Genomic DNA, 25,044 nt, shown 5'->3' with positions numbered 1-25,044 from the left:
TCCAAGAAGCCGCATTAATTGCGGTTTTTTTATTTTGCCAAGAAATTATGTCTCAGTTTACTAAGGTCTATGGCATTATAATAAACCATTTTTTCTATTAAGAAGGTCCCATGTCTGGTCGTATTCCCCGTGAGTTTATAGATGATATTATTGCTCGCACAGACATAGTTGAGATTGTAGATAGCCGAGTTTCGTTAAAAAAAGCAGGGCGAAACCATCAAGCCTGTTGCCCATTTCATAACGAGAAAAGCCCTTCATTTACGGTTAGTCAGGATAAACAGTTTTATCACTGTTTTGGGTGCGGAGCTCACGGTAATGTCATTACATTTTTAATGGAATTTGACCGCTTAGAGTTTCCCGAGGCCATAGAAGAGTTAGCTCAATACCACAGTATTGAAGTTCCAAGAGAAAAAGGTAGCTCTCCTGCACCTAGCGCCGCTCAAAAGCAGCAAAAAGAGAACGACTATGAGCTAATGGAGAAAGTGGCAAAATACTTTTCTCAACAACTTAGAGTCCACCCAGAGAAAACGAAAGCTGTCAGTTACCTAAAAAATCGAGGCTTAAGCGGTGAGATTGTTAAAGCATTCGACATGGGATATGCCCCTTCAGAATGGGACTCCGTACTCAGAACATTTGGAGCCACCCCAGAATCACAGCAACAGTTACTCGACTTAAAACTCATTACTGAGAACGATAATAGACGCCGGTTTGATTTTTTCCGCGACCGTATTATGTTTCCGATACGGGATAAACGCGGCCGTGTAATTGGTTTTGGAGGAAGAGTACTGGAAGATGGAGGGCCTAAATACCTTAACTCTCCTGAAACTCGTATATTTCATAAAGGCCATGAGTTATATGGGTTTTATCAAGCTAAACAAGCTCACCGTAACTTAGACAAAGTCATCATAGTTGAAGGCTACATGGATGTTGTAGCACTAGGTCAATTTGGTATTAACTATGCTGTGGCATCGTTAGGAACAGCTACAACAGCTGAACACATTCAAATGTTATTTAGGGCAACGAGCGAAGTAATTTGTTGTTACGATGGAGACCGAGCTGGTCGAGAAGCCGCTTGGCGAGCACTAGAAAGCGCTCTCCCCTATTTAAAAGACGGCGTTGAAATGAAGTTTTTATTCTTACCAGATGGCGAAGACCCAGACACCTTAGTTCGCCAAATAGGTAAAGAAGCATTTGAAAGTAAGCTAAATACTGACGCCGTTCCCTTGTCTAAGTTTTTCTTCGATAACCTATTAAAAAGGCACCATATTGGAAGCCTAGAAGGAAAAGCAGCTCTCAAAACTGAAGCAACACCGCTTATAGAGCAAATTGCTGGTGACAATATTCGAGATATTCTTATGTCTGACCTCAGTAACTATATGGGGGATCAAAATAAGCACAGGTTAGAGCGAGATATTGCAAAAGCCAATCAGCATCAAGGTCCAAAGAAACTAGACTTTAACAAGTTAAATAAAAGTACCATTTCCCCAGTACGTATGATGTTGCGATTACTGCTAGATGAACCTAGTCTCGCCTCAGTATGTCCAGCTGCAGACCCAAGTGTGTTATCAGCGGTTAATATTCCAGGCCTTAGCTTACTCAACGAGCTTTATCGATATTGCTTGGAACATCCCACTGCAAAAACAGCAAATGTATTAGAGTATTTTAGAGAGCATCCACATGGCCCCCATTTATCTAAATTATTGGCATGGGAATATGCAGATCAAAACCAGCAAAAAGTATTTGAAGATAGCTTTTCTAAACTACTAGATTGGCATCTTCAAAGTAGAATGGATGAGTTATTTACCAAGTCTAGGGTAAGCAAATTAAGCGAAGATGAAAAACAAGAGCTAAACCTACTTGTAAAAGAACAAAAATGACCCAACATATAGCCCAATGCATAGTGAGTCTGCTATACTGGCCAATTCGCTAAGGCCGAAGTAACTGAAGTTATTATTACTGGGTAAATGCAACAAGATACTGTAAAAATCTCCCATCAAAGAGATTTTTATAAATGTTAAACCAAATTCGAGAAGTGTAAGTTATATGGTGCAAAGCAAGCAGTCGCAGATTAAACTCCTCATTGCTAAAGGTAAAGAACAGGGCTATTTGACTTTCGCGGAAGTTAACGACCACCTACCACAAGACATTGTTGATTCAGACCAAATTGAAGACATTATTCGTATGATCAACGATATGGGGATCAAGGTCTTCGAAACAGCCCCTGATTCAGATGAACTTTTAATGCAAGAAAGTGATACTGATGAAGAAGCGGCAGAAGCGGCAGCAGCTGCATTAGCAACAGTTGAAAGTGAAATTGGTCGAACTACCGATCCAGTCCGTATGTATATGCGTGAAATGGGTACAGTAGAGCTACTAACCCGTGAAGGCGAAATTGTAATCGCCAAGCGTATAGAAGAAGGGATTAATCAAGTTCAATGCTCAGTAGCTGAGTATCCTGAAGCGATTACTCATTTGCTAGACCAATGGGATTTATTTGAAGCTGAAGAAATACGTCTAAGTGACATAATCATTGGCTTTGTTGATCCAAACGAACAAGACGTTGCTCCAACGGCAACCCATATTGGTTCTGAGTTATCAGAAGAAGAGCTAGATGACGAAGATGGCGATCCTGACGACGAAGAAGAGGAAGAGGAAGATACAGGACCAGATCCTGAGCTAGCCCGTGAAAAATTCACAGCCCTTCGTATTCAATATGAAAAAGTACGAGATATCATTGCGACTAAAGGTCGTTCTCACAAAGAATCACGTATTCAAATAAATGAGTTAAGCGAAGTATTTAAAGAGTTTAGGCTCACACCTAAGCAGTTTGATCGCATGGTTAAAAATATGCGCGGCATGATGAACCGAATCCGTGTTCAAGAGCGCATAGTAATGAAACACTGTGTTATGACGGCAAAAATGCCTAAGAAAGACTTTATAAAAGCTTTCTCTGGCAACGAAACGTCAACTGACTGGTTATTCGAGATACTTGACTCTGCGCTACCTTATGCAGAAGAAATGCGCGCTCATCAAGAAGAGCTTGAAAGAGCTATTAGCAAAATGAATTCGGTAGAAGAAGAAACCGGCCTCATTATCGCTGACATTAAAGATATCAATCGTCGTATGTCAATCGGCGAAGCAAAAGCTCGTCGCGCTAAAAAGGAAATGGTTGAAGCAAACTTACGTTTGGTAATATCAATCGCCAAAAAATACACTAACCGAGGCTTACAATTCTTGGATCTTATTCAAGAAGGTAACATCGGACTAATGAAAGCTGTAGATAAGTTTGAATATCGCCGTGGTTATAAGTTCTCAACCTATGCAACATGGTGGATACGTCAAGCTATTACCCGTTCAATTGCGGATCAAGCCAGAACTATCCGTATCCCTGTACATATGATAGAAACGATCAATAAATTGAATCGTATCTCACGTCAAATGCTACAAGAAATGGGAAGAGAGCCTTCTCCTGAAGAGTTATCAGAACGTATGTTAATGCCGGAAGATAAAGTACGTAAGGTATTAAAAATAGCCAAAGAGCCAATCTCAATGGAAACGCCAATAGGCGATGATGAAGATTCGCACTTAGGTGATTTTATCGAAGACAGTACTATTATTCAGCCTTTAGACTCTGCCACCGGCGGTAGCTTAAAAGATGCTACTCAAGAAGTGTTAGCTGGCTTAACTGCGAGAGAAGCTAAAGTATTGAGAATGCGTTTTGGTATTGATATGAACACTGACCATACCTTAGAAGAAGTAGGTAAGCAGTTTGATGTAACCAGGGAGCGTATTCGTCAAATTGAAGCGAAAGCGTTACGTAAATTACGTCACCCTAGTCGCTCAGAGCAACTAAAAAGTTTCTTAGACGAGTAAGTGTTACTAAGTTAATAGAAAGCCCCAGTTGATACTGGGGCTTTTTTTTATGCGTTATTTTTTGTAAGGTAAATCAATAAATTAGCAAATAAAGTACGGTTTGATGAACATTTTAGATTATTTAATCATTGCCACTTATCTAGCAGGCCTTTTAATCATGGGGTTTGTGTTTAGAAAACAAGTGAGTTCACAAGACTACTTTTTGGCTAATCGCCAGCTGGGCTGGAAACCACTATCCTTGTCTATTATGGCGACCCAGTTGTCAGCAGTAAGCTTTATTTCAGCGCCCGCATTTGTGGGCCTTCGAGAAGGCGGAGGCTTAATTTGGTTATCTTACGAACTAGCACTGCCTTTGGCTATGTTGGCACTACTGTATTTTGTACTCCCTACCCTGTATCGCGCTGGCGTCATTACTGTCTATGACTATTTAGAAAAACGTTTTGGACGCTCATCACGACTACTAATAAGTATGGTATTTCAAATTAGCCGCTCTTTCGCTACCGCTATTATGATCTACGCCATTTCTATCATTCTCCAAAGCACATTGGGACTCGCGTTTTGGCAAAGCGTGCTCATAATTGGTGTGATTACTATTATTTATTCTCTCCAGGGTGGCATGAAAGCTGTGGTCTATGGTGATGCCATACAGATGATACTTATCATTGCAGGTGCCTTAACATGTTTAGCATTCGGCCTTTATCACATAGGAGGATGGTCAAACTTCTCAGCACTGGTAGACACACAAAGGCTCAATACGGTTAACCTTTCATCTTATGGTTTTGACGGCCAAGGCTTTGGATTATTGCCCATGATTTTCGGTGGTATCGTTCTGTACGCTTCATATTACGGATGTGATCAATCAGAGGCGCAACGCTCCTTAGCAGCTAGAAGCCTTACCGACTTAAAAAAAATAATCATAACTGCTAGCTTTTTACGTTTCCCTATTACACTAATATATTGTACCGCAGGGTTAATAATAGGAACCTTGGCATTAACCACACCTGATTTCATATCGCAGATCCCAGCAGAACATCCTGACTGGATGATGCCAATATTCATGATTAACTACCTTCCTAATGGAGTGTTAGGGCTGCTGCTAGTGGCCGTATTGGCTGCAGCCATGTCTTCTTTAAGTTCAGCTATTAATAGTTTATCTGCTGTCAGTGTTGAAGATTTCAGTCGTATCACAGGGAAAGTTCTATCTAGTAAGAACTCATTAAAAGTGGCTAGATATGCCGGCATTTTTTGGGGCGGAGTAACCTTAACCTTATCATTTTATGCTGGCGATATAGCGCCTACCATAATTGAAGCTATCAATAAAATTGGTTCTGTATGTTTCGGTCCAATCTTAGCGACTTTTATATTGGGGATCTGTACTTCAAGAATTAATGCTCAGCAGGTGAACACAGGACTAATTTTAGGTGTTTTATCTAACATTTATTTGTGGCTTTATCAGCCTCATATTTTTTGGTTTTGGTGGAACCTCAGCGGCTTCCTTTGTACCTTAGGGCTGGCTTGTATGCTTAATGCTCTATCTCCGAAGACTTCAAACACTGCATTTTTTACCCGTCCAGTAAAAATTATGTCTGCTTTTAACACTACAGCACTAGTTGTTTGGTTTGGTATTTTGTTAGGGGGATGTTTGATATTTGAAAGCCTGCTTTTGTAACCCTACAAAAGCAGGCTTTTAACTTATTCTAATTCGCCCTTGCGATAAGGTATGTCCTTTTCTAACTGCGCAATGGTGTTAGCCCGCTCGTTAGGAGAGCCAGTATGTCTTGCGAACAAATAATAAGCTGTCGGCACGATATACAGTGTTAAGAACGCTGAAATCAATACACCAGCACATATCACAACACCTATAACAGTGCGGCTTTCTGCCCCCGCGCCTGTCGCTAAAACCAAAGGTAAGGAGCTAAAAACAGTCGTAAAGCCTGTCATCACAATTGGTCTTAACCTTTGCGATGCAGCGGTTCTCAGTGCTTTTTCAAACTCCATACCAGCATCCCGTAACTGATTGGCAAACTCTACTATTAAAATACCATTTTTAGCGGCTAAACCTATCAACATGACTAATCCAATCTGACTATAAATATTCAAAGTCATATTGGAGAAGTACAGGCCAACAAAGGCTCCAACTAAGGCCAAGGGCACAGTTAACATTATCACTAATGGATGGATCCAGCTTTCAAACTGAGCCGCCAGAATTAAATAAGTCACGATAAGTGCCAAAGCAAATATAAATAGAATTGAGTTGCCCGACTCTTTGTATAACTGAGACTCACCTTTGTAATCAATTGACACAGGATCAGATATTTCTGTTTTCACTATATCATTTAGATAATCAAGGGCTTCACCTACTGTATAGCCTTCAGCTAAATTTGCGCTAATAGTAATACTGCGCATGCGGTTATAACGATTCAAACGAGACGATGTAGCTCTTTCTTCTATTGTAAGCAAGTTATCTAAAGGAATAAGCTGATTACTTTGAGAAGAGCGCACATAGATATTTTCTATACTCTGCGGACTTCTATAGTCTAGCTTCTCACCTTCCATTATAACATCGTACTCTTGGCCTTTATCCAGGTAGGTAGAAACGACCCTTTGTCCTAACATTGTTTCTAATGTACGACCAATATCGCTAATAGATACACCTAAGTCCGCAGCCCTATTTTTATCAATATTAACTAATAATTGTGGCCAAGTTTCTTTGTAATCAGAATCCACACGAACTAAGTTTGGATTACTTCTGGCTTTTTCTAAAACTATGTCGCGCCAACGCACTAGGTCTTCATAGGTATTACCTTGAAGCACAAACTGTACTGGCCTGGTTAGTCCGCCGCCACCAATACCACTACGCATAATGGCGAAAGCGCGTACATCAGGGATCTCAGCCAACCTTTTACTCATCTCTTCCATTAGCTCAAACGTAGATCGTTTCCGCTCTCTGTCAAAAGGCATACCTACTATGCCGACCCCGGCAGAGCCCCCAAACCCAGGAGCACGTACTAAAACACGATCCACTTCTCCACTTGCTGAGTACTCCAACATTATCTTTTCAATTTTCTTCATGTTGGCTGAGTTGCTTTCAAAGCTTGAGCCTTCTGCCGTTTGTACACGAATGAAGAAGTTTCCTCTGTCTTCCTTAGGAACAAATTCAGCGGGTAGTACTTGGCTCAATTTGACCAAAGCAATCATGCTAACAACCACCAGCAATACCATTAGCCATGGTTGATGAATTGTTACTCCTAACCCGTTGTAATACCCTTTTTCTATTCGAGTAAATTTACGATCAACCCAGTATGAAAAACCACTTTTCTTTTGACGTTTTTTAAGCAACAAAGAACACATCATAGGTGAAAGGGTTAATGCTGTAACACTTGAGAAAGCTACAGCTGCAGCAATTGCTAATGCAAACTCTGTAAACAGCCGCCCTATATTCCCTTGTAAGAACACTAAGGGAACAAATACAGCAATGAGTACTAATGTGGTAGCGACTACGGCAAATCCTACTTCTCTAGCCCCTCTGTAAGACGCTAAAATTGGTGGCTCGCCCAGCTCAATTCTTCTTGAGATATTTTCTAGTACAACTATGGCGTCATCTACCACCAAACCTATGCCTAATACTAAGGCAAGTAAGGTTAGCAAGTTTATAGAAAAGCCTAATGCATACATCACAATGAATGCTGCCACCAATGAAACCGGAACGGTAACAGCTGGAATCAAGGTCGCTCGGATGTTCCCCAAGAAAATGTAGATAACCAAAATAACCATTAACATAGCTATGGCTAGGGTTTCGTATACTTCGTTTATTGATGCTTCAATGAAAACAGAAGAATCATAACTTGGCACAATAAAAATATTATCTGGGAGAGTTTCTTCAATTTCTTGTATGGCTTTTTTCGCAGCTCTGGCGACTTCAAGTGTGTTGGCTTTAGATTGCTTTATAATCCCAAGACCAATCATATTTACGCCGCCACCACGAAACTCTGTTTCGTCATCTTCGGCACCTAATTCAACTCTTGCTATTTCACCCAGTTTAACTAAATAACCATCTGCGCTGGCTTTTACAGTCAAATTTGCAAAGTCTTCTGGAGTTAAAAAACTTCTCGCTACACGAACTTCAAAATCACGATTAACAGACTCAATTTCACCCGCTGGCAACTCAACATTTTCTGAACGAATCACGTTCTCAACATCTGTAACAGTTATCTGCCTAGCAGCCATAGCGTTACGATCAAGCCACACTTTCATAGCATAACTTCGGCCACCACCAATACGAATTCGTGCGACTCCTTCTGCTACCGACAAACGATCAACAATAAAGCGATCAGCATAATCAGTCAGTTCCATCACAGACAAGTTATCGCTACGTAAGTTATACCAAACTATTACGTCATCATCTGATGTTGACTTAGAAACCTCTGGAGGCTCAGCTTGGTCTGGTAAGTTATTCAATGCTCGACTAACTCGCTCTCTAACGTCATTAGAAGCCGCATCTATGTCTCTTGATAGGTTAAACTCAATACTAATTTGCGAACGACCATTACTACTAGTCGAGGTAATACTTTTTATACCCTCAATACCGCTTATTCTATCTTCTAATAATTGCGTAATTCGAGTTTCAACTATGGATGATGAAGCACCAGGATAGTTGGTATTTATGGAGACTATAGGAGGATCAACATCCGGATACTCCCTTAAACTTAAAAAGGTGATAGAAACAATCCCAAAAACCACCAAAACTAAATTAATTACAGAAGCAAAAACTGGACGCTTAACAGATACATCAGATAAAAACATGTTTAAGCCTCACTACTGTTAACGGCTTTGATGCTCGAACCATCTCGAAGCTTTAATGTACCTTCAGTCACAACAACATCACCTGCTTTAAGGCCTTTGGTGATTTCAACTATTCCGGGCTTCCTACTACCTACTTCAACTTCTACCTTAGACACTTTGTTATCTTCTACTTTAAATACAAATTGCTTATCTTCAACTGGTACTAGAGCCGATTCTGGCAACACTAAGGTGTTGAGCACCTGCTTTTGCAATAGAATTTGCAACAACATCCCTGGGCGTAACTTAAGGTCTTTGTTATCAATAACTGCGCGCACTTTTACTGAACGGGTTGAAGAATCGATTCGAGAGCCAATGCTTGCAATTTTCCCTTCAAAAGTTTCATCGGCATAAGCAATAGAGGTAGAACGAATATTTTGACCGATTGCAATACTTGATAAGTGGACCTCAGCCACATCAAAGTCAACTTTTATGGTACTTAAATCATCTAATGTTGTAATGGTGTCACCGGGTTCAACATATGCACCGATACTAACTTCCCTAACTCCCAGTAATCCATCAAAGGGGGCTCTAATCTGTAACTCTTTAAGTTGAGTCTCTGATACAACATACTGGGCAGTAAGCGTTTTAACCTTTGCCTCTTGTTCATCAAGTAGTTGCTCGGATGCAACATTGTTCTTCGCCAAATCACTAATACGCTTAAGCTGACGCTCTGCTTCTTTTAAACTGACATCAAGTTCGGCAATGCGAGCTTTTTCTACCTTGTTATTTAACTCAACTAATAACTGCCCTTTTTTAACAAAATCACTGTCTTCAAAATGAAGTTTTTGGATAACGTCTGAGGTTTGCGCGGTGATCATTACAGACTCATTCGCTGTAGCTGTACCTAAAGCCTCAACTAAAATTTCAAACTCTTCTTTTTTAACAACATGAGTAACCACGCTAGCTGCAAACTCAGTTTGTGATTTTTCTTCTGTTTCCTTTGGTAAATATAAATACACAACCAAAGCTACACATACCACTAGGCCAATTAATAATGGAGAAAATTTAAGTCCTTTAGACATTGATATTACCTTTAAAAGTATCGAGTAAGTTAACAACCCGAAAAACGTACCGTAAATGGCACAAACAAATAATTATGGGGAAGGATAGTTTAGTGTGATAATGACCTAAACGAGTTACGTCATTATAGTTAACATGTTGCAAAATAGATCACTCATAACTTTACTGTTTAATTTAATAGTCATCACTGGATGTAGCAAAGAAATCCCAGCGAACCCTGCATGCAGAATTAAACCTTCTCTAAACGAATTAGCCCCAGCTCCGGCAGTGTGCCTAGTTTCGAAAGATAACAAATTATTAGTTTTACAGTACGAAGATAGCGATGACTGGTATATCCCACAAGGCAAAGCGCAGAAATCTCAAAGCGCTCAGTGCACGGCTCACCAAGCAGTATGGAAAAACACCGGATTAAACGTAGAAGTTGCTGAGCTTTTAGTAATTGCCTCTGACAATACTCATTATTTTACTTGCCATCTAACCGATGAACTTTCTCAACAAATTGAAAGGCTTAGTGTTCCTGAATGGGCCAATATAAAAGTAAAAAATATAGAATATGTTGATCCTTTTGAACTCACGAAAAACAATTTTACCGCAGCCATAGAACTTCCGAAGATAAGAGAAGCCTTTATAGAAATGGAAAAGACTGAAACTAGCAAACCTGAGAATTAGAACAATTGCCAATCATTCATAAACATTCTGCAGAACTATAAATAAAATCAATATTTACCCCACACTTTTATTCACCCAAACTATTTCTTTCTATTTATAATGGTCCGATGACTTCATTTGTAGAGAATTATTATGCCTCAATATAACGCCCCACTAAATGATATGCAGTTTGTACTTCATGAATGGTTAAAGCTTTCAGCTCATTATCAAACTCTAGGTCTTCAAGACTTTGATACCGAATTGGTAAATGAAATATTAAATCAAGGAGCTAAGTTTGCAGAAGATGTCATTGCTCCACTTAATCGTGAAGGAGATGAACAAGGTGCCAAGCTTATCAATGGAAGTGTCATTACTCCTGACGGCTTTGCTTCAGCCTATAAAGAATATATAGCCAACGGTTGGAACGCCATGTTAGGCGACGTCAATTACGACGGACAAGATTTACCAAACACTATGGCCGTACCTGTTCATGAAATGCTCGACTCTGCAAATGTGAGTTGGCGTTTAACGGGTATGCTTAACGAAAGTGCCATACTCGCTGTTACTAAGCATGCTAGTGACGCACTTAAACAAACCTATTTAACCAAAATGATATCAGGCGAGTGGGCAGGCACTATGTGCTTAACCGAGCCACAGGCTGGCACAGATCTGAGTTTGCTTAGTACTAAAGCTGTACCTTCGGATGAAGGTAATTATCGCTTAACAGGTAGTAAGATTTTTATATCATCTGGTGATCAAGATTGGACCGACAATATAGTCCATCTGGTATTAGCACGCCTGCCAGAGGCTCCAGAAGGAGTAAAAGGCATTAGTTTGTTTTTGGTACCTAAATTTATGCCTCAAAATGACGGTACTTTAGGAGCCAGAAATACGGTCACAGTTGGCAGTATAGAGAAAAAAATGGGATTAAAAGGAAGCCCAACTTGTGTCATGAACTTTGACAATGCAACTGGGTTTCTAGTGGGTGAAGCCAACAACGGCTTAGCTTGTATGTTTACTATGATGAATGACGCTAGATTTCAAGTTGGCCTACAAGGATTAGGCATTATAGAAGCCTCATATCAAGGGGCATTAACCTATGCTAGAGAGCGCCTTCAATCTCGAGCTCCACAAGGAATACAAGAGCAAAGTAAAAAAGCCGATCCTATCTTACATCAACCAGATGTACGCAAAATGTTACTTACTCAGAAGTCAATTTCAGAAGGCTGTCGCGCATTAGCATTACTTTATGCACAACAAATGGATATTGAGAGATTCGGAACTGACTCGGATAAGAGCAAAGCTAAAAATGTTATTTCTTTCTTAACTCCTATAGTCAAAGGCTTTATGACAGATATGGCTACTGAAATGAGTAACTTAGGTATACAAGTATACGGCGGCCATGGATACATACGTGAATGGGGCATGGAGCAATTAGTCAGAGACGCCAGAATAACTCAGCTATATGAAGGCACTAACGGCATTCAAGCTTTAGACCTTATATCCAGAAAGCTCGCCCGCGACAAAAACAATATGTTGCAAGATACCTATGACTTATTTAGCAATAAAATAGCAGAAATGTCAGACTCACCGAACAAAACACAAGCCTTAGAAATTTTGAATGAATGGCAACAAACCGCTGTTCAAACTAAACAGTTAAATGTTGTTGATTTAGCAGCCAGTGCCTACGACTTTATGAATTATAGCGCCTATAGTTTATTAGGGGTCATCTGGTTAAGCATGGCAGATGCCGCGACACAATCAGCTAATAGTAAAATTAAGTTAGGCAAAACAAATACCTGTGCATTTTTTATAAAACGAATATTACCAAGAAGAGACTTATATAAAACCAATTTACTAGACAGCGCAGCCGATTTAATGGCATTAGCAGATAACGAGTTCGATTATTTATAAGCGCTCATACACTCACTGATAGTCAGTAAACAAAAAGGCAGTTGATTTTACAATCAACTGCCTTTTTTAATGAATGTTGCTTATTCAGATTTACGCTTTACGGCGAAAACCGAATAAAGCTAATGCAACTACACCAAACAAACTTAATGTTGCCGGAGCAGAAACATTTACTGTCGTTGAAGTAACTGGGTCTACCGTATATGAAGCACCACCGAAAAAGTCTTGAAACGTATTCACGTCTAAGCCGAACTCACTTGAGCCAGTCAGTAAACCAACTAATTGAAATGTAATTGAATATGTACCTTGAACAGCAGTTTCAAAATTAATGTAACCAAGACCTAAGCCCACAAGATTTTCGCTGGCAGCGAATACTGACAAGTAACCCTCTGTCAAATCTGTTTGCTCAGAGTCAGATACAAAACCAAAAACACTATTATCAAAAGTAAAATCAAAATCAAACTCATCAATGGCATCCTCAATATTTGCCAGCAAAGTTACATTCACAACCTCACCAACATTAACTGCATTTTTGTCCACTTGAATTTCAATCATATTCGCATTAGCTTGAAAGCCTATTAATAAGGTAAAAACGGCTATTAGTTTGTTAATTTTCATATTTATTACTCCAGTTTAAAAATTAATTAGTTGCGCAACGAGTGCGCGTGCATAAAGTGTTTTGTACTCGGATATCACTTGAATTAACGACACCGTCATTATTTAAATCAAAAGCAAGATCTATTGACTGTCTTGATAATATAGCTCTGAACAACCCACTAATATCGTCCATATCAACATCTCCATCATTATCCCAATCACCAGTTACCGCAGCAGCACCTTCTAATTGCAGCGCGATAATTACTGGGTCGTGATCTGACATTCGGTATGCATCATCAGCATAGTAGTTAATGATTTGCGTATCTGACTTAAAGTCGACGTTGTAATCAAGAGCGATTGGCTCATCAGCATTGATATGCCACTCAGTTACATCAACTACTTTCTCCAGTGCAACCTCATTACCTAGAGCATGGTCTAAGTAACCAACAAAGCCATCAAAGCTATAAGAATAAGCTTCATCACCATTGAAATAGTTAATTAGGTTAGTGTAACCCGCATCTTCTAATGCAACGATTGGATCTTCTTTAGCATAAGAGTTTAAGTCACCTATGATTAGCGTAGCTTTCTCTGGGTACTGCTCTTCTAAGAAAGCACTTAAAGCTTGCGCTGCACGTGTTCTTGTAAGATTACAATTACCTTGGCCTGTGGTAGCGTCGTCATCACCTGTACCACAGCTAGAGCCTTTAGATTTTAAGTGGTTAACACTTACTACAATCGACTCATTATTTTCAAGTAAAGCAAACTCCTGAACAATAGCTGGACGGTTCCTAGTATCAACAAACAATACACCATCATCATCAGAGATTGAGTTATCACTATTTAAAATCTGAGTAGCACCGTTTAAAGATACAACGCTAGATTTGTAAATAAGTGCAACTGTAATCGCATCAGTACCCACAGTTGTACCTGGGTCAACGATTGAGTATGTATCTTCACCCATAATGGCATTGATTGCAGACACTAAATCATCAATTGCTGAGCCTTCAGAGAAACCATTATTTTCGATTTCCATCAAGCCAACGATATCAGCATCCATAGCAACAATAGCTGCCACTGTTTTAGCTTTCTGACGCTCAAACTCAACCTCACTATCAGCACCACGGCAATCAGCATTGCCATCTGGTCCACAGATATCCGGGCCACTGTCTATGTTGTTAAAGTAGTTAAGTACATTTAAGCTCGCTACTTTCAAGTTACCTAGATTAAGTTCAGGCTCTGCAGTTCGGGCATTTGTTGCAACGAAGGTTGGATCTATTGTAGGAATAACTCTGTAGTCACTAAAGGCATAATCAAGCACACCAGTAAGTGAAGATACAGTATCACCACCACGTAAAGTATTTGAAGCAGACAATCCGCCAGTTGGGAAAATTACTACTTCGGGATTGCTTAAATCATTACCATCATCTAACAATAAACGATTTAAAGCGTTAGATGCTTCAAGAGCTATTGCTTCCTCAGAACCCGGAGCAAACACATTAGTAGGCGTGAATAAACGCTCTGTAGATAAAGTAGCTTGTCCAAATTGACCAAGAGTATAGTTGTCAGTAACAATTAACTCTTGTGCAGTTGTAACTAACATACCCTCTAATGCTTCAGCTTCTGAAAAATCAGTAAACGGTAAGCTTAGAGAAAATACCTGTGCTGTATCAGTACCACAAATTAATGGAGCTTCAGTAGCTGCTAACTGGGTACGAGCGAAGTTTTCAGCAACAACACCTAACACACGTACTACATCACCGACACTTGGCAATTCAGCTGCATAAGAAACAAAAATTCCTTCTGAAGTTGAGCTATCTGCATCCATATCTGCATTTTCTTCTTGCACAAAGAAAGCGTTTTGCCCTGGAACAGACGCAGTGACTATACCTTCAATAACAACTGTTTCACCAACCAACGGAGAAACATCCCCGCTACCTTGAACAGCACTTATTAATGTAGCATCTTCAAAGCAAAGTCCTAAAGCAGGATCAACAACAGTATCGTCATCATCATCGCCACCATCAGTAACGCCATGACTTCCTAAGAAAGTAAAAGTATCAGATGCATATCCATCCCATTCAACAGCAGGATCAAACTCATCTGAGCTGATTGTATCTCCACTAGAAATAGTACTTTTGCGAACTAAGGTATTATTTTGTGTGCTTTGGTCACCGGTACCCCACTGTGAACCTGGATCAAATCCTACTTGTCCAAATGAGTCGATAACAACACCATCAGAATATAATTCATAAGCATCATCACCGTTATGGCTTAGACTACCGCTTGTTTGGTTTGCAACATCCAATATTTCTTGAGTAGATGAGGTATGCGCAACAACATAAACACCTTTTGCAGGAATAGTTCCCGTTAAGTCGATTAACGTAGCGCTAGTGCCACCATTCGAGAAACGACCTAATTGATAGTTGCCAGCACTCAAATCAATATCACTGCTTGAAGGGTTATAAAGCTCAATAGCTTTATTATTACTGCTTCCTTCAATGTATTCAGAAATAAAGATTTCTCTCGCTTCTATTGTGTGACTACCAAGATCAGTAAATACATCTTGACCTAAACCAGTCCACTCAACAGCTGGGTCAAACTCATCAGAGCTATCAGTATCACCGCCATATACATTGGCATTTCTGATTAGGGTGTTATTTTGAGTATCAGTTGGTGCTGTACCCCATTCTGATCCAGGATCTGTACCTACTTGTCCAAATGAATCAATTACGATCCCATCTGCATACAACTCATAAGCATCGTCACCATTGTGGTTAAGGCTTCCGCTTGTTTGGTCAGCTACATCTAGGATATCTTGAGCTGAAGATGTATTGGCAATAACAAATACACCGCCAGCTTCTAGTGTACCTTCCAAACTAATTAAGGTTGCGCTAGTGCCACCATTTGAAAAGCGCCCTAACTGATAGTTACTTGCGCTCAAATCAATATCAGCACCAGTTGAGTTATAAAGCTCAATGGCTTTATTATTACTGCTTCCTTCTATGTATTCTGAAATAAATACACTATCTAAAGATGAGCTAGAGTCACTATCATCTTCACTGCTGTCATCTGAATCATCTTCACTAGATGAACAAGCATCTGTGGTGTAAAACAGCGCCGCCCACTCAGAATGATCGATATAAGGGTTTCGGTTACCTTGATACTCATAAATAGCATCATTACGTGCCATTTCAGACGCATCAACTGGATCTTCTAAATGCCACTCCCAAAGGCGACATAAACGACCTATTTGTTCAGAACTAGTATCAGTAAAGTCATCAACAACTTGTAAATCAGGGGTAATATCAGCACCTTCATAACGAGTGTCCATGTAGAACATCATTCGTGCTACATCACCTTTAATCTCGTCTCTAGGCTCAAATGAGTCGCCATCAACGTAATTACCTGGCGCAGCTGACACTTCAGAGTCACTGTCATCGAAATCTAGGTTGCCACGAATTGAATTGACTGATACATCAGCAGGTCTTAAGTGATGAATATCTGTATAAGCTTCAAAGCCTTGGTCACCGAAGCCATGGCTACTTGGCCAGCTATGCTCACGGTTCCAATCACCAATATCACCACCATTTAGGTTTTTCGCTCTTGGTGTTCCCGTATACCACAAAATAATATTATCTGAATCAGCTGGATCTTCGTCAGTCGCCGTTAAAGCCGTCCATACTTGTGAATAGGTAAGAACAGTTGTGTTTGCACTGATAGTTTCAGAAAGTAGTTGCTTAATAATATCGGTAGGTGAACCGGCATCAACTTCTTCTTGTACAGTGGCATAGTAACTTGAGGCATCAAAGGTTGCAGCATCCGCAACTTTATCTGCAGCTTCACAATTAACACATGCACCAGCTGTATCATCTTCACCAGTACCGTCATCGCCACCACCGCCAACACTGGTTTCTTCAGCATAAGACTTTAGAGGAAAAACAGAAGCTGCTGTATCATTAGATGTTTCACCATCTAAAGCATTAGTGCCACTAAATGACCAACTAGCTAATGAAAAGTTAGCACCATCAGGGCCAGTACCAGCGGTACGATAAGCCCAACCGTCTAAATGATCCCAGGCCTCACCAGTACCATCAACGTTTATATCACCAAAGGTATCAACAACAGCACCATTACAGAATAACTCAACTGCGTCATCACCGTTTATACCCATTGCACCAGCGGTATCGGTAGGAGCAAACCCTAGATAACTTTCAAAACCTGCACTTTCAGACGCAATATAAATATAACTGCCGGCAGTAGCTGGGCCACTATTAAATGTATACTCTTGGCCGTCACTACCGCCACCGTTATTTGCAGAACCTAAACCACACACCGAAAGGTCGGCAATATCATTAAGAACAAAAATTTCTACAGCTTTTGGTGTTCCACCGGATAAGGGGCCATCTATCACCCCTGTTATAACCAAATCGTTTGCTTGTACTGTTGAGGCACATAAAGCGGCCAACAGCGCAGGATATTTCAATTTCATATTTTCTCCCAGAAAATTTACTACCGATTAGTCGGCTTATTATCATTTATTAAATTGAAGGCGATGTTCTGATACTTCTGTGACATCCTTATGACAGATTGATAGTATTTTTTGCTAGTACACCCAAAATCATTCCTGACTTTTTGGTCAGCATGCAAAGCAATAATCGCACCTAAATATTTAATTAATAAAAACAGCAACTTAAAAAAATTTACCGAATCATATTTTTATAGGTGTAAAAAAAACAGACACCCATAAAATAGGCATAGGTTAGATCTTCTCGGGCTCAATTATCGACTATTCATAAAATCTCTAGTTATCAAGGACTAGTGAACAACTTGCATTTACAAACAAGATTAAATAAACTCAATTAGATATCAATGTGATATCATTTAGGAGTGTTTATGATTGTAGAAAAAAAAGGGTTTTCTATTAATGGTTATTTAGCATTCTTTGCTATTTTACCTTTATTACAACTTACCTTTGGCTATATGGCTTTCCATCAAATATTGCTTCCCTTTAGTCTAATTTGCACAGTGCTTGTGCTAATTTGTTGGATGGGCTTTTTTATGGTGCAACCTAATCAAGCTAAGGTTATGACCTTGTTTGGCAGTTATGTAGGCACAGAAAAACGCAATGGCTTACGCTGGACCATACCCTTTTTTATGCGCAAGACTGTTTCGCTACGTATTCGAAATTTTGAATCAGCAAAAATTAAAGTAAACGATAACCTAGGCAACCCTATCGAAATTGCCACCATAGTAGTGTGGTCGGTCACCGATTCAGCAGAGGCTATGTTTGAAGTAGATGATTACGAAAGCTATGTCACTATTCAAAGTGAATCCGCATTACGTAACTTGGCTAGTAGTTACTCTTATGATCCTCAAAATGAGGACAGTTCTGACATAGCACTACGAAGCCACCCTAAGCAAATATCTGAAAAGCTAAAAGAAGAAATTCAAGAACGTTTAGGTAAAGCTGGCTTAACAGTACATGAGTCAAAAATAAGTCACCTTGCCTATGCCCAGGAAATCGCCAGCGCCATGTTACAACGTCAACAAGCCACAGCAATTATTGCAGCTCGCAGTAAAATAGTTGAAGGCGCTGTCGGAATGGTAGAAATGGCACTCGATAGGCTACAAGCTAAAGGTGTAGTAGAGCTAGATGAAGAGCGGAAAGCTATGATGGTGAGTAATCTTTTAGTGGTTTTATGCGGTGATAAAAACGCTCAACCTATAGTCAACAGCGGCAGCTTGTATTAAGGAGAATAACTATGCAATGGGAATACAAAGTAGTGAACATAAAAGCAAAAGCTAAAGGTTTTATTACCCAAGTGCCCGATACACATGAGCTAGAGGTAGTACTAAATGATCTAGGCAGGCAAAACTGGGAGTTAGTCAGTTGCAATTTGGGCTCAGCCACTAGTATGGCTAGTAGTCATTCTCAAGCGGTCTTAAAAAGGCCAAGGTAGTAAAATTGTCTAAAAAAGCCTTTCCATTACGAATAAACCCAGATGTTCTAGCAGCTATGCAGCGCTGGGCAGATGACGAATTGCGCAGTGTTAATGCGCAAATTGAATATGTACTAAGAGAGTCATTGGTTAAACAAGGTAGAGTAAAACTCATTCAAAAAGTTGTCACTGAAGTCGTCGAACCAACGAATAAAGGAAACTCAAACAAGGATTAGAAACGGTAAGCCGATTAGCGGCTTACCCTAATTTTTCTTAATAAAACGAGTAGAAATAAACTTAAAGTCCACCACCCCAAACTCCCTCCATGTTCAGTCACAATAATGACATTTGGCTCCTCATACAGATATTCATAATCTTGGCTTTCTAGAGGAAGCAAATACAAGTCTGCATCATTGTAACCATCAATAACCGCCACTAACTCATCGGTGTATTCATCGTATAACTCGATTAAAACCTCATAGTCGTCTGGGGTAAAGCCCGTTAGTAGCTCGCTTTCCACGACAAAGCTGTCATTACTGCTGTCTCCATATATAGTGAAAGTATTAGTGACGTGATACTCCCTAAATATTTCGTCTTTGCCTAAATATAATCTGGCATAAACTTGCGCTTCATTAAACTCAGTATCAGCATCTAAGCCAACTGAAAAATGATTAAAATATCCATCCCTGTCTTCATCTCCATAAAATTCAACCCATGCATCATAAATCCAAAAAACAGCTTGGGTACTTTTAGGGACAGGACGGGTTTCTAGGGTTTTAGCTGCTGCTATTTGTCTTGCTTGAGCGGAAATAGATAATGAACCTTTAGAAGGGGTGATACTGTCAGTATTTACATCAGTCCCCTTATAGATCACACCACTGGTATTGTTAAACTGCACCTCTGATGAAGCAGCGCTCCAATTTTCACTGGCAAATGTAAATGAACTGAACGATAAACTTGCGAATACAATTAATAATAAACGTTTCATGTGGTGCTCCTTTCAAACCTAGGCTTAGTTTGCAGAAAACCACATGAACAAAAACTGAAGCGAGCCTTAACTAAAGCATTACGATCAAGAGCCTAAATCAGCATTAGCTTGCTCATAGGTATCAATAAACGTTAAAGCAAGCGCCTTCCATATCGTAGAAAAAGTATGAAACTCCTGAGTTTTAGCATTTATATTTATGGCTATGGAAAATTTATATTCAGGTATTACAATCAAAAGACTTTGCGCCCCTCTTGAAACGCCTCCATGATGCATGAATTTTATAGACCTCCCCTTTCGGTTTAATTCACTAACTCTCCATCCAATAGCGTAATTTTGTGGATTAACTTCACCATTAGAAAGTAATTGGGGCGTCCAGAGTAGTCGCTTTGTTGGCCGGCTAATAAACTGGTCATCAAAATAACTATTCCCTAACTTAACAAGAGCGGTTGAGGTAGCAACAAACCCTCCTCCCGCTAGCCTGTGACTGAGATCAACATCTCTCCACTCTCTAACTCTTGGACTTTTACCACCATCATTCCAGTAAAATTTAGCTAAGGTCCCATTATCTAAAAACTGCCCCTCAGCACCAATATCAAGCAAATTTAAAGGGGTAAATACCTGTTGCTGCATCAACTCTAAAAAAGGTAATTGAGCCGCTTCCTGCATAACCGCACTCAATAAGACGGTACCATAGCTCGAATAACTAAATTGGCTACCTGGGTCAAACATTAACTTTGTGCCATCGAACAACCCGAGCGCATCGTTTACATCATTATAATAGGTGTTCAAGGTTATGCTTTTATACAGTCCTCGTTTATCTTCGAATTGCTTGTAATGTGTTAAGCCCGATGAATGTGAAGCTAAATGCTTAACTTTGATATTACGCCATGAAGCATTAGGCAAACTTCTATGGTACTGAGATATTGGTTTTTCTAAATCAATTTTTTTAGTATCGATTAACCTTGCCAAGCCAGTAGCAGTGATGGCTTTTGAGGTGCTTCCAACTCTGAATAGCGTTTTTGAGGTAACGGGTTCATCTTTGCTAAGGTCTGCCCAACCAGCAGTACCCACCCAAACTATCTTGCCGCCAATACTAACGGCTGCAGAGATACCTGGTGCATTTATTTTTTCTCGATGCTTATCAAGTAAGTCTAACGATGATTTTGCTACGCCATCGTATATAGGCGAATTGACAATTTGACTTTTAGGAGCTTGGTTGGGGATCTCAGTCCATCCCCAAGGAGTGAAGGGTACATCCCCCTTGTGTGCATAAAACTGATACACAGGCCAAGTCAGCCAAGTAATAAGTAAAATAACCCCAAACGTAATACCAAAGCGTTTCTTTAACATAGTAAGCATCCTTAATTTATATAGGTGCTAAGCCTATGAAATACATAACTTAAGTACTCACCGATTTTGAAAAACTATGTTCGATTTTGAAATTGTTTACGATATTCGCTAGGTGTGAGCCCTGTTTCTTGTTTGAAAACCCGATTAAATGGACCAATAGAACCATATCCCAACTCTAAGGCAATAGTTAAAATAGGGACCCTTGTTAAAGCTTGGTCTTGTAATTTATTTTTTGCAGCTAAGAGTCTGTAACTATTCAAAAAGCCAGAAAAATTTTGAAACCCCATATACTTATTAATCATTAACCTTAGTCTATGCTCTGGCATATTAAGTTCTTTTGCTAATACGCCAATAGTTAAATTTGACTGAGTATAAAACTCTTGCTCCATCAATAATTTCAAATTTTTAATATCACTTCGAAAAATTATCGGGACGAGCGTGTTTTCAGACTCATAGAGAGCAGTTTCTTTAAGTGGATCAGCTTGTAGTAAATGATTATTTTTGGTCTTTTCTAAAAAATAGATAAACAACAAAATCAATAGAAAAATGGTTCCAGAATTAATAACGCCAAACAAAGTACTACCACGGAATGTAATATCAAAAATCTCTAATGTTGCTAAAAAGGAGCTATAAGCCCCCAGAAATACAGCTATAGCCACCCTGATCTTACGGCGATTGAGTATTAGATCATCATTGAAATCATAAATCGCCATAAAGGCAATATGAGCAAATATCAATATGCCCAAAATATGATTTACTCGATGAAATGAACCTCGGCCTTGCAAAACAGTGAAAAAATATATGAACCAAATAAAGCCAGCTAAGGCGGCTAATTTCATCAACCAGGAAATATTTTTACTACTTATGTCAGGTTTAAATAAAACAAACACATACGCCCATAAAAAATAGGGCAGGAGTTCAGTGAGTAATAAAAATATTCCTCTGGTAATTCCATAAGCTGAATTATCAATAGGAGCGGTTAGCAGTAAGTAGCCAGACAAACAAAGCAATAATGAACGTATAATCCATAATTGCAATGGAGCACGCTTTTCTAGCCAAACTATACTAATAAAAAGTAAGATTCCTACTGATGCAAACCTAAAGAATAAATCAATTATTTGAATTTCAGTAAAATACAACACGCCTTACCTAAACCCGCGCTTTTCCTTAATTAGCTCATATGCAGCTTGAATGTCTTGAGCTTTATTTTTTGCCATTTCCAAAGCTTGTTTAGGCAAGCCTTTTGAAACTAGCTTATCCGGGTGGTGTTCACTCATTAATTTACGATAAGCCTTTTTAATACTCTTATCGTCGTCTGAGCTAGTCACACCTAAGATTTTATAGGCATCAGCTAAGGATTGTTGCGAGGAATATGATGCTGAATGACCTCCAGAACGTTGCTGCCCTCCCCCTTGTCTAAACCGAATTTCAGCTTCGAATGCAGAAAGCAAATATAATAAATCACGTTTAGGGAAGCCAAGGTACTCAGCAACAGTCTCTAAAATAACCTGTTCTGCTTTATCAAGTTTTCCATCAACATAAGCAGACTGAATTAAAATTTCTAAATAGACTTGCATAATGTCTCTACGACCATGGCAAGACTCTTTAAACTCTTTTACTGTTTGCTTTAATGGGAAATTAGCGGCCTTTCCATCTCTGAAAGCTTGTTGCGCCTCACTGCGCATTTCTCCTTCTAATTTCATTTGATCCATCAAGGTGCTTGCCATGCGAATTTCTGAATCGCTAACCTTGCCATCAGCTTTTGCTATGTGTCCCATGACAGAGAAAAGGCAATGAAAAAATATCGCTTGAGACTTTAATGCTTCTTCACTACTAAAAAAGCGGCTGAAACCGCCATTTTGATTAAAATCTTGGCTATAGCCTTTATCAAAAAGGTGACCGACCATAAAACCTAATATGGCACCAGGAATACCACCAAACATAGAACCAAATATGGTTCCTAAAAATTTACCAATCATTTATTCGCTATACCTATGTGTTTAACTGAGCCAAACGCTCTGGCGTCCCAACGTCAGTCCAATTGCCCAAAAAGTATTGAGCACTAACTTGATTATTTTTAATTCCATCTTTTAACATGGGGGCTAAAGGCTGAATTTCAGGTCTAAGCGTATCAAAAAAAGATTTGTGATAAATGGCAATGCCACTAAATGTCAGTTTTTTACCTTGGCTGACATTAAGCCTATTTTTATCTAAGTAAAAATCCCCATCAGGATTATGGCCTGGGTTATCTACCATCACCAAATGCGCGGTAGCGTTTAATGGGGGCTCTTGCAAATTGGCAAAATCAAAATCAGTGAACACATCGCCATTTACCACAGTAAAATAACAGTCTTGAGCTGTTTGGCACAAAAGTGGAAGCGCTTTCACTATACCGCCGGCTGTTTCCAGTGCTTTAGCTTCTGGAGAATAGATAACCTCTAGGCCATACCTGCTGCCATTACCAATTTTCGCTTCAATTAATTGCCCTAACCATGCATGATTAATAACTACCCTTTCATAACCTGCTAACTTCAAGGCTTCTAGGTGATATTCAATAAGGGCTTTTTGATGAATAGATAATAGAGGTTTAGGTAAGGTGTCGGTTAGTGGCCGCATTCTTTCCCCCCTACCCGCAGCTAAAATCATCGCTGTCTTATGCATCGATACAACCTTGTTGCTTCGCCAAGACAGCAGGCAAAATATTATCACAAATAACAGTGGCAAACTTTTTGTATTCTGGGTAATCGTTAGCCGCTTCAATTAAGTATTCTAAGGTTCGGGGGATATCAGCTAGATACCCTGATTTACCGTCGCGAATATATAACCTTGCAAAAATACCCGCGACTTTAATATGACGTTGCATCCCCGTTACATCAAACCAATATTTAAAATCAGCCCACGCATATTTAGCGTAATATTCTTGATGCAAATCTTTTAACCAAGCTTCAACCCATTGACTAGGCCACCTTTGATAGCAGTCTCTCAATAGGGATACAGCATCATAGGTCACTGGGCCTACCACAGCATCTTGAAAGTCTATTACGCCAATTTCGTCATCTAATATCATAAGGTTTCTAGAATGGTAATCTCTATGTACACCAACCTTAGGTTGAGCTAGAAACTTTTCAGAAATACTCTTAAGGGCATTATCTAAGACCCCTAACTCTGTATTAGACAAGTCTAGCTCTAAATATTGTTCGACTAACCAATCCTTCATCATGGCTAACTCCCTATCCACCAGGGCTCTGTCGTATTCAGGAAGAGGACCATTTTCTGTGGAGGTACATTTTTGTAACAAAGGGATAACCCCTAAGGCTTGCTTGTACAGTTGTTGGCAGTTTTGCTGATTCAACTGCCCTGAAAACAATGTATTTCCAAAATCTTGCTGACAGTAAAATCCTAAGTCAAGATCATAGGCATACACCTTGGGGACATTAATGCCTGCTGCGCTGTAGCTAGAAGCTACATTCAAAAACGCAGCTATATTCTCGTATTGTGGAGGCGCATCTACTGCAATAATCCACTTGTCACCCGATAAAAAACGGAAATATCGACGAAAGCTAGCATCTGCCGACACCATAACAAGGGATTGGCAGCTAAATTCAGTATTAAGGTTAATCCAACTTAACAGTTGTTGTTCACGTGTGCTCTGTGTATTCAAAGAATGTCTCTGGTTGAGAATGATATTTAAGTATTTTTATGAGAGAATGGCGAAATATCTCTTTTTTTGCAAGTCTACTGGTAAATCCGTTCGAAACCCTTAAAATTAACACTCTATTTCATTATGCACTTTTCAATTTAGGCTATTTTTTACTTGCTAACTTCTCTTCACATGCCCCGTAAACTTCTTTGTCTGATAACAATGTGCACCTGCTT

Annotated in this window: 18 protein-coding genes; 8 read left to right on the top strand and 10 right to left on the bottom strand. The window is 39.5% G+C overall.

All coding sequences use genetic code 11. The features are described 5' to 3' along the window. Nucleotides 1–110: 110 nt before the first annotated feature. The 3 genes from dnaG (at nt 111) to ACMUMK_RS04795 (ending at nt 5,542) form a co-directional block, all read left to right on the top strand. On the top strand, nt 111–1,877 hold the full coding sequence (gene dnaG / locus ACMUMK_RS04805; RefSeq protein WP_414699984.1) for a DNA primase: 1,767 nt from the start codon (nt 111–113) through the stop codon (nt 1,875–1,877). A gap of 130 nt (nt 1,878–2,007) precedes the next feature. Beyond that, entirely contained in the window at nt 2,008–3,873 is a 1,866-nt protein-coding gene (rpoD, locus tag ACMUMK_RS04800) for an RNA polymerase sigma factor RpoD (protein ID WP_414700327.1), read from the top strand. A gap of 103 nt (nt 3,874–3,976) precedes the next feature. Further along, complete coding sequence (locus ACMUMK_RS04795; RefSeq protein WP_414699983.1) at nt 3,977–5,542, top strand: sodium:solute symporter family transporter; 1,566 nt, start codon at nt 3,977–3,979, stop codon at nt 5,540–5,542. A 23-nt stretch (nt 5,543–5,565) separates the two neighbouring features. Here the strand turns inward: ACMUMK_RS04795 and ACMUMK_RS04790 are convergent, their stop codons facing one another. Both ACMUMK_RS04790 and ACMUMK_RS04785 read right to left on the bottom strand, forming a co-directional pair. Next, nucleotides 5,566–8,676: an efflux RND transporter permease subunit gene (locus ACMUMK_RS04790; protein ID WP_414699982.1), complete on the bottom strand. Its 3,111-nt coding sequence runs from the start codon at nt 8,674–8,676 to the stop codon at nt 5,566–5,568. A 2-nt stretch (nt 8,677–8,678) separates the two neighbouring features. Then, complete coding sequence (locus ACMUMK_RS04785; RefSeq protein ID WP_414699981.1) at nt 8,679–9,737, bottom strand: efflux RND transporter periplasmic adaptor subunit; 1,059 nt, start codon at nt 9,735–9,737, stop codon at nt 8,679–8,681. Between the two features lie 133 nt (nt 9,738–9,870). Here ACMUMK_RS04785 and ACMUMK_RS04780 point away from each other — a divergent pair, with 133 nt between their 5' ends. Both ACMUMK_RS04780 and ACMUMK_RS04775 read left to right on the top strand, forming a co-directional pair. Further along, entirely contained in the window at nt 9,871–10,404 is a 534-nt protein-coding gene (locus tag ACMUMK_RS04780) for an NUDIX domain-containing protein (protein ID WP_414699980.1), read from the top strand. A gap of 132 nt (nt 10,405–10,536) precedes the next feature. Further along, nucleotides 10,537–12,297 (top strand): acyl-CoA dehydrogenase family protein, encoded by a 1,761-nt coding sequence (locus ACMUMK_RS04775; RefSeq protein ID WP_414699979.1) that lies wholly within the window; start codon nt 10,537–10,539, stop codon nt 12,295–12,297. A 90-nt stretch (nt 12,298–12,387) separates the two neighbouring features. Here ACMUMK_RS04775 and ACMUMK_RS04770 read toward each other — a convergent pair whose 3' ends face one another. Both ACMUMK_RS04770 and ACMUMK_RS04765 read right to left on the bottom strand, forming a co-directional pair. Then, a complete protein-coding gene (locus tag ACMUMK_RS04770) occupies nt 12,388–12,912 on the bottom strand; it encodes a hypothetical protein (protein WP_414699978.1) in 525 nt (174 codons plus the stop codon). Between the two features lie 22 nt (nt 12,913–12,934). After that, nucleotides 12,935–17,380, bottom strand: a complete 4,446-nt coding sequence (locus ACMUMK_RS04765; RefSeq protein WP_414699977.1) for an ExeM/NucH family extracellular endonuclease — start codon at nt 17,378–17,380, stop codon at nt 12,935–12,937. A 404-nt stretch (nt 17,381–17,784) separates the two neighbouring features. Between ACMUMK_RS04765 and ACMUMK_RS04760 the strand changes: the two genes are divergently transcribed. From ACMUMK_RS04760 to ACMUMK_RS04750, 3 genes are read left to right on the top strand one after another with little or no spacing between them, the layout of a single operon-like run. Then, nucleotides 17,785–18,642: an SPFH domain-containing protein gene (locus ACMUMK_RS04760; RefSeq protein WP_414699976.1), complete on the top strand. Its 858-nt coding sequence runs from the start codon at nt 17,785–17,787 to the stop codon at nt 18,640–18,642. An 11-nt stretch (nt 18,643–18,653) separates the two neighbouring features. Further along, nucleotides 18,654–18,851 (top strand): DUF4177 domain-containing protein, encoded by a 198-nt coding sequence (locus ACMUMK_RS04755; RefSeq protein WP_414699975.1) that lies wholly within the window; start codon nt 18,654–18,656, stop codon nt 18,849–18,851. 5 nt (nt 18,852–18,856) lie between these two features. Next, the gene (locus tag ACMUMK_RS04750) at nt 18,857–19,066 is read left to right on the top strand and encodes a hypothetical protein (RefSeq protein WP_414700338.1); all 210 of its coding nucleotides are present in this window, start codon (nt 18,857–18,859) and stop codon (nt 19,064–19,066) included. 14 nt (nt 19,067–19,080) lie between these two features. Here the strand turns inward: ACMUMK_RS04750 and ACMUMK_RS04745 are convergent, their stop codons facing one another. The 6 genes from ACMUMK_RS04745 to ACMUMK_RS04720 form a co-directional block, all read right to left on the bottom strand. Continuing rightward, entirely contained in the window at nt 19,081–19,818 is a 738-nt protein-coding gene (locus tag ACMUMK_RS04745; protein WP_414699974.1) for a choice-of-anchor H family protein, read from the bottom strand. Nucleotides 19,819–19,902: 84 nt separating this feature from the next. Then, on the bottom strand, nt 19,903–21,168 hold the full coding sequence (locus ACMUMK_RS04740; RefSeq protein WP_414699973.1) for a serine hydrolase domain-containing protein: 1,266 nt from the start codon (nt 21,166–21,168) through the stop codon (nt 19,903–19,905). Nucleotides 21,169–21,242: 74 nt separating this feature from the next. After that, on the bottom strand, nt 21,243–22,205 hold the full coding sequence (locus ACMUMK_RS04735) for a helix-turn-helix domain-containing protein (RefSeq protein ID WP_414699972.1): 963 nt from the start codon (nt 22,203–22,205) through the stop codon (nt 21,243–21,245). Nucleotides 22,206–22,313: 108 nt separating this feature from the next. Then, complete coding sequence (djlA, locus tag ACMUMK_RS04730) at nt 22,314–23,147, bottom strand: co-chaperone DjlA (protein WP_414699971.1); 834 nt, start codon at nt 23,145–23,147, stop codon at nt 22,314–22,316. A 13-nt stretch (nt 23,148–23,160) separates the two neighbouring features. Continuing rightward, nucleotides 23,161–23,829, bottom strand: a complete 669-nt coding sequence (gene murU, locus ACMUMK_RS04725) for an N-acetylmuramate alpha-1-phosphate uridylyltransferase MurU (RefSeq protein WP_414699970.1) — start codon at nt 23,827–23,829, stop codon at nt 23,161–23,163. Continuing rightward, nucleotides 23,822–24,829, bottom strand: coding sequence for an aminoglycoside phosphotransferase family protein (locus ACMUMK_RS04720; RefSeq protein ID WP_414699969.1), 1,008 nt, complete (start codon nt 24,827–24,829; stop codon nt 23,822–23,824). The genes murU and ACMUMK_RS04720 overlap by 8 nt, the downstream gene beginning before the upstream one ends. Nucleotides 24,830–25,044 lie beyond the last annotated feature (215 nt).

Origin of the sequence: Paraglaciecola sp. 2405UD69-4, assembly GCF_047525415.1 — a bacterium.
GTDB lineage: Bacteria > Pseudomonadota > Gammaproteobacteria > Enterobacterales > Alteromonadaceae > Paraglaciecola.
The sequence above is the reverse complement of the archived record's forward strand: the minus strand, read 5'-3'. Positions and strand labels throughout refer to the sequence as shown.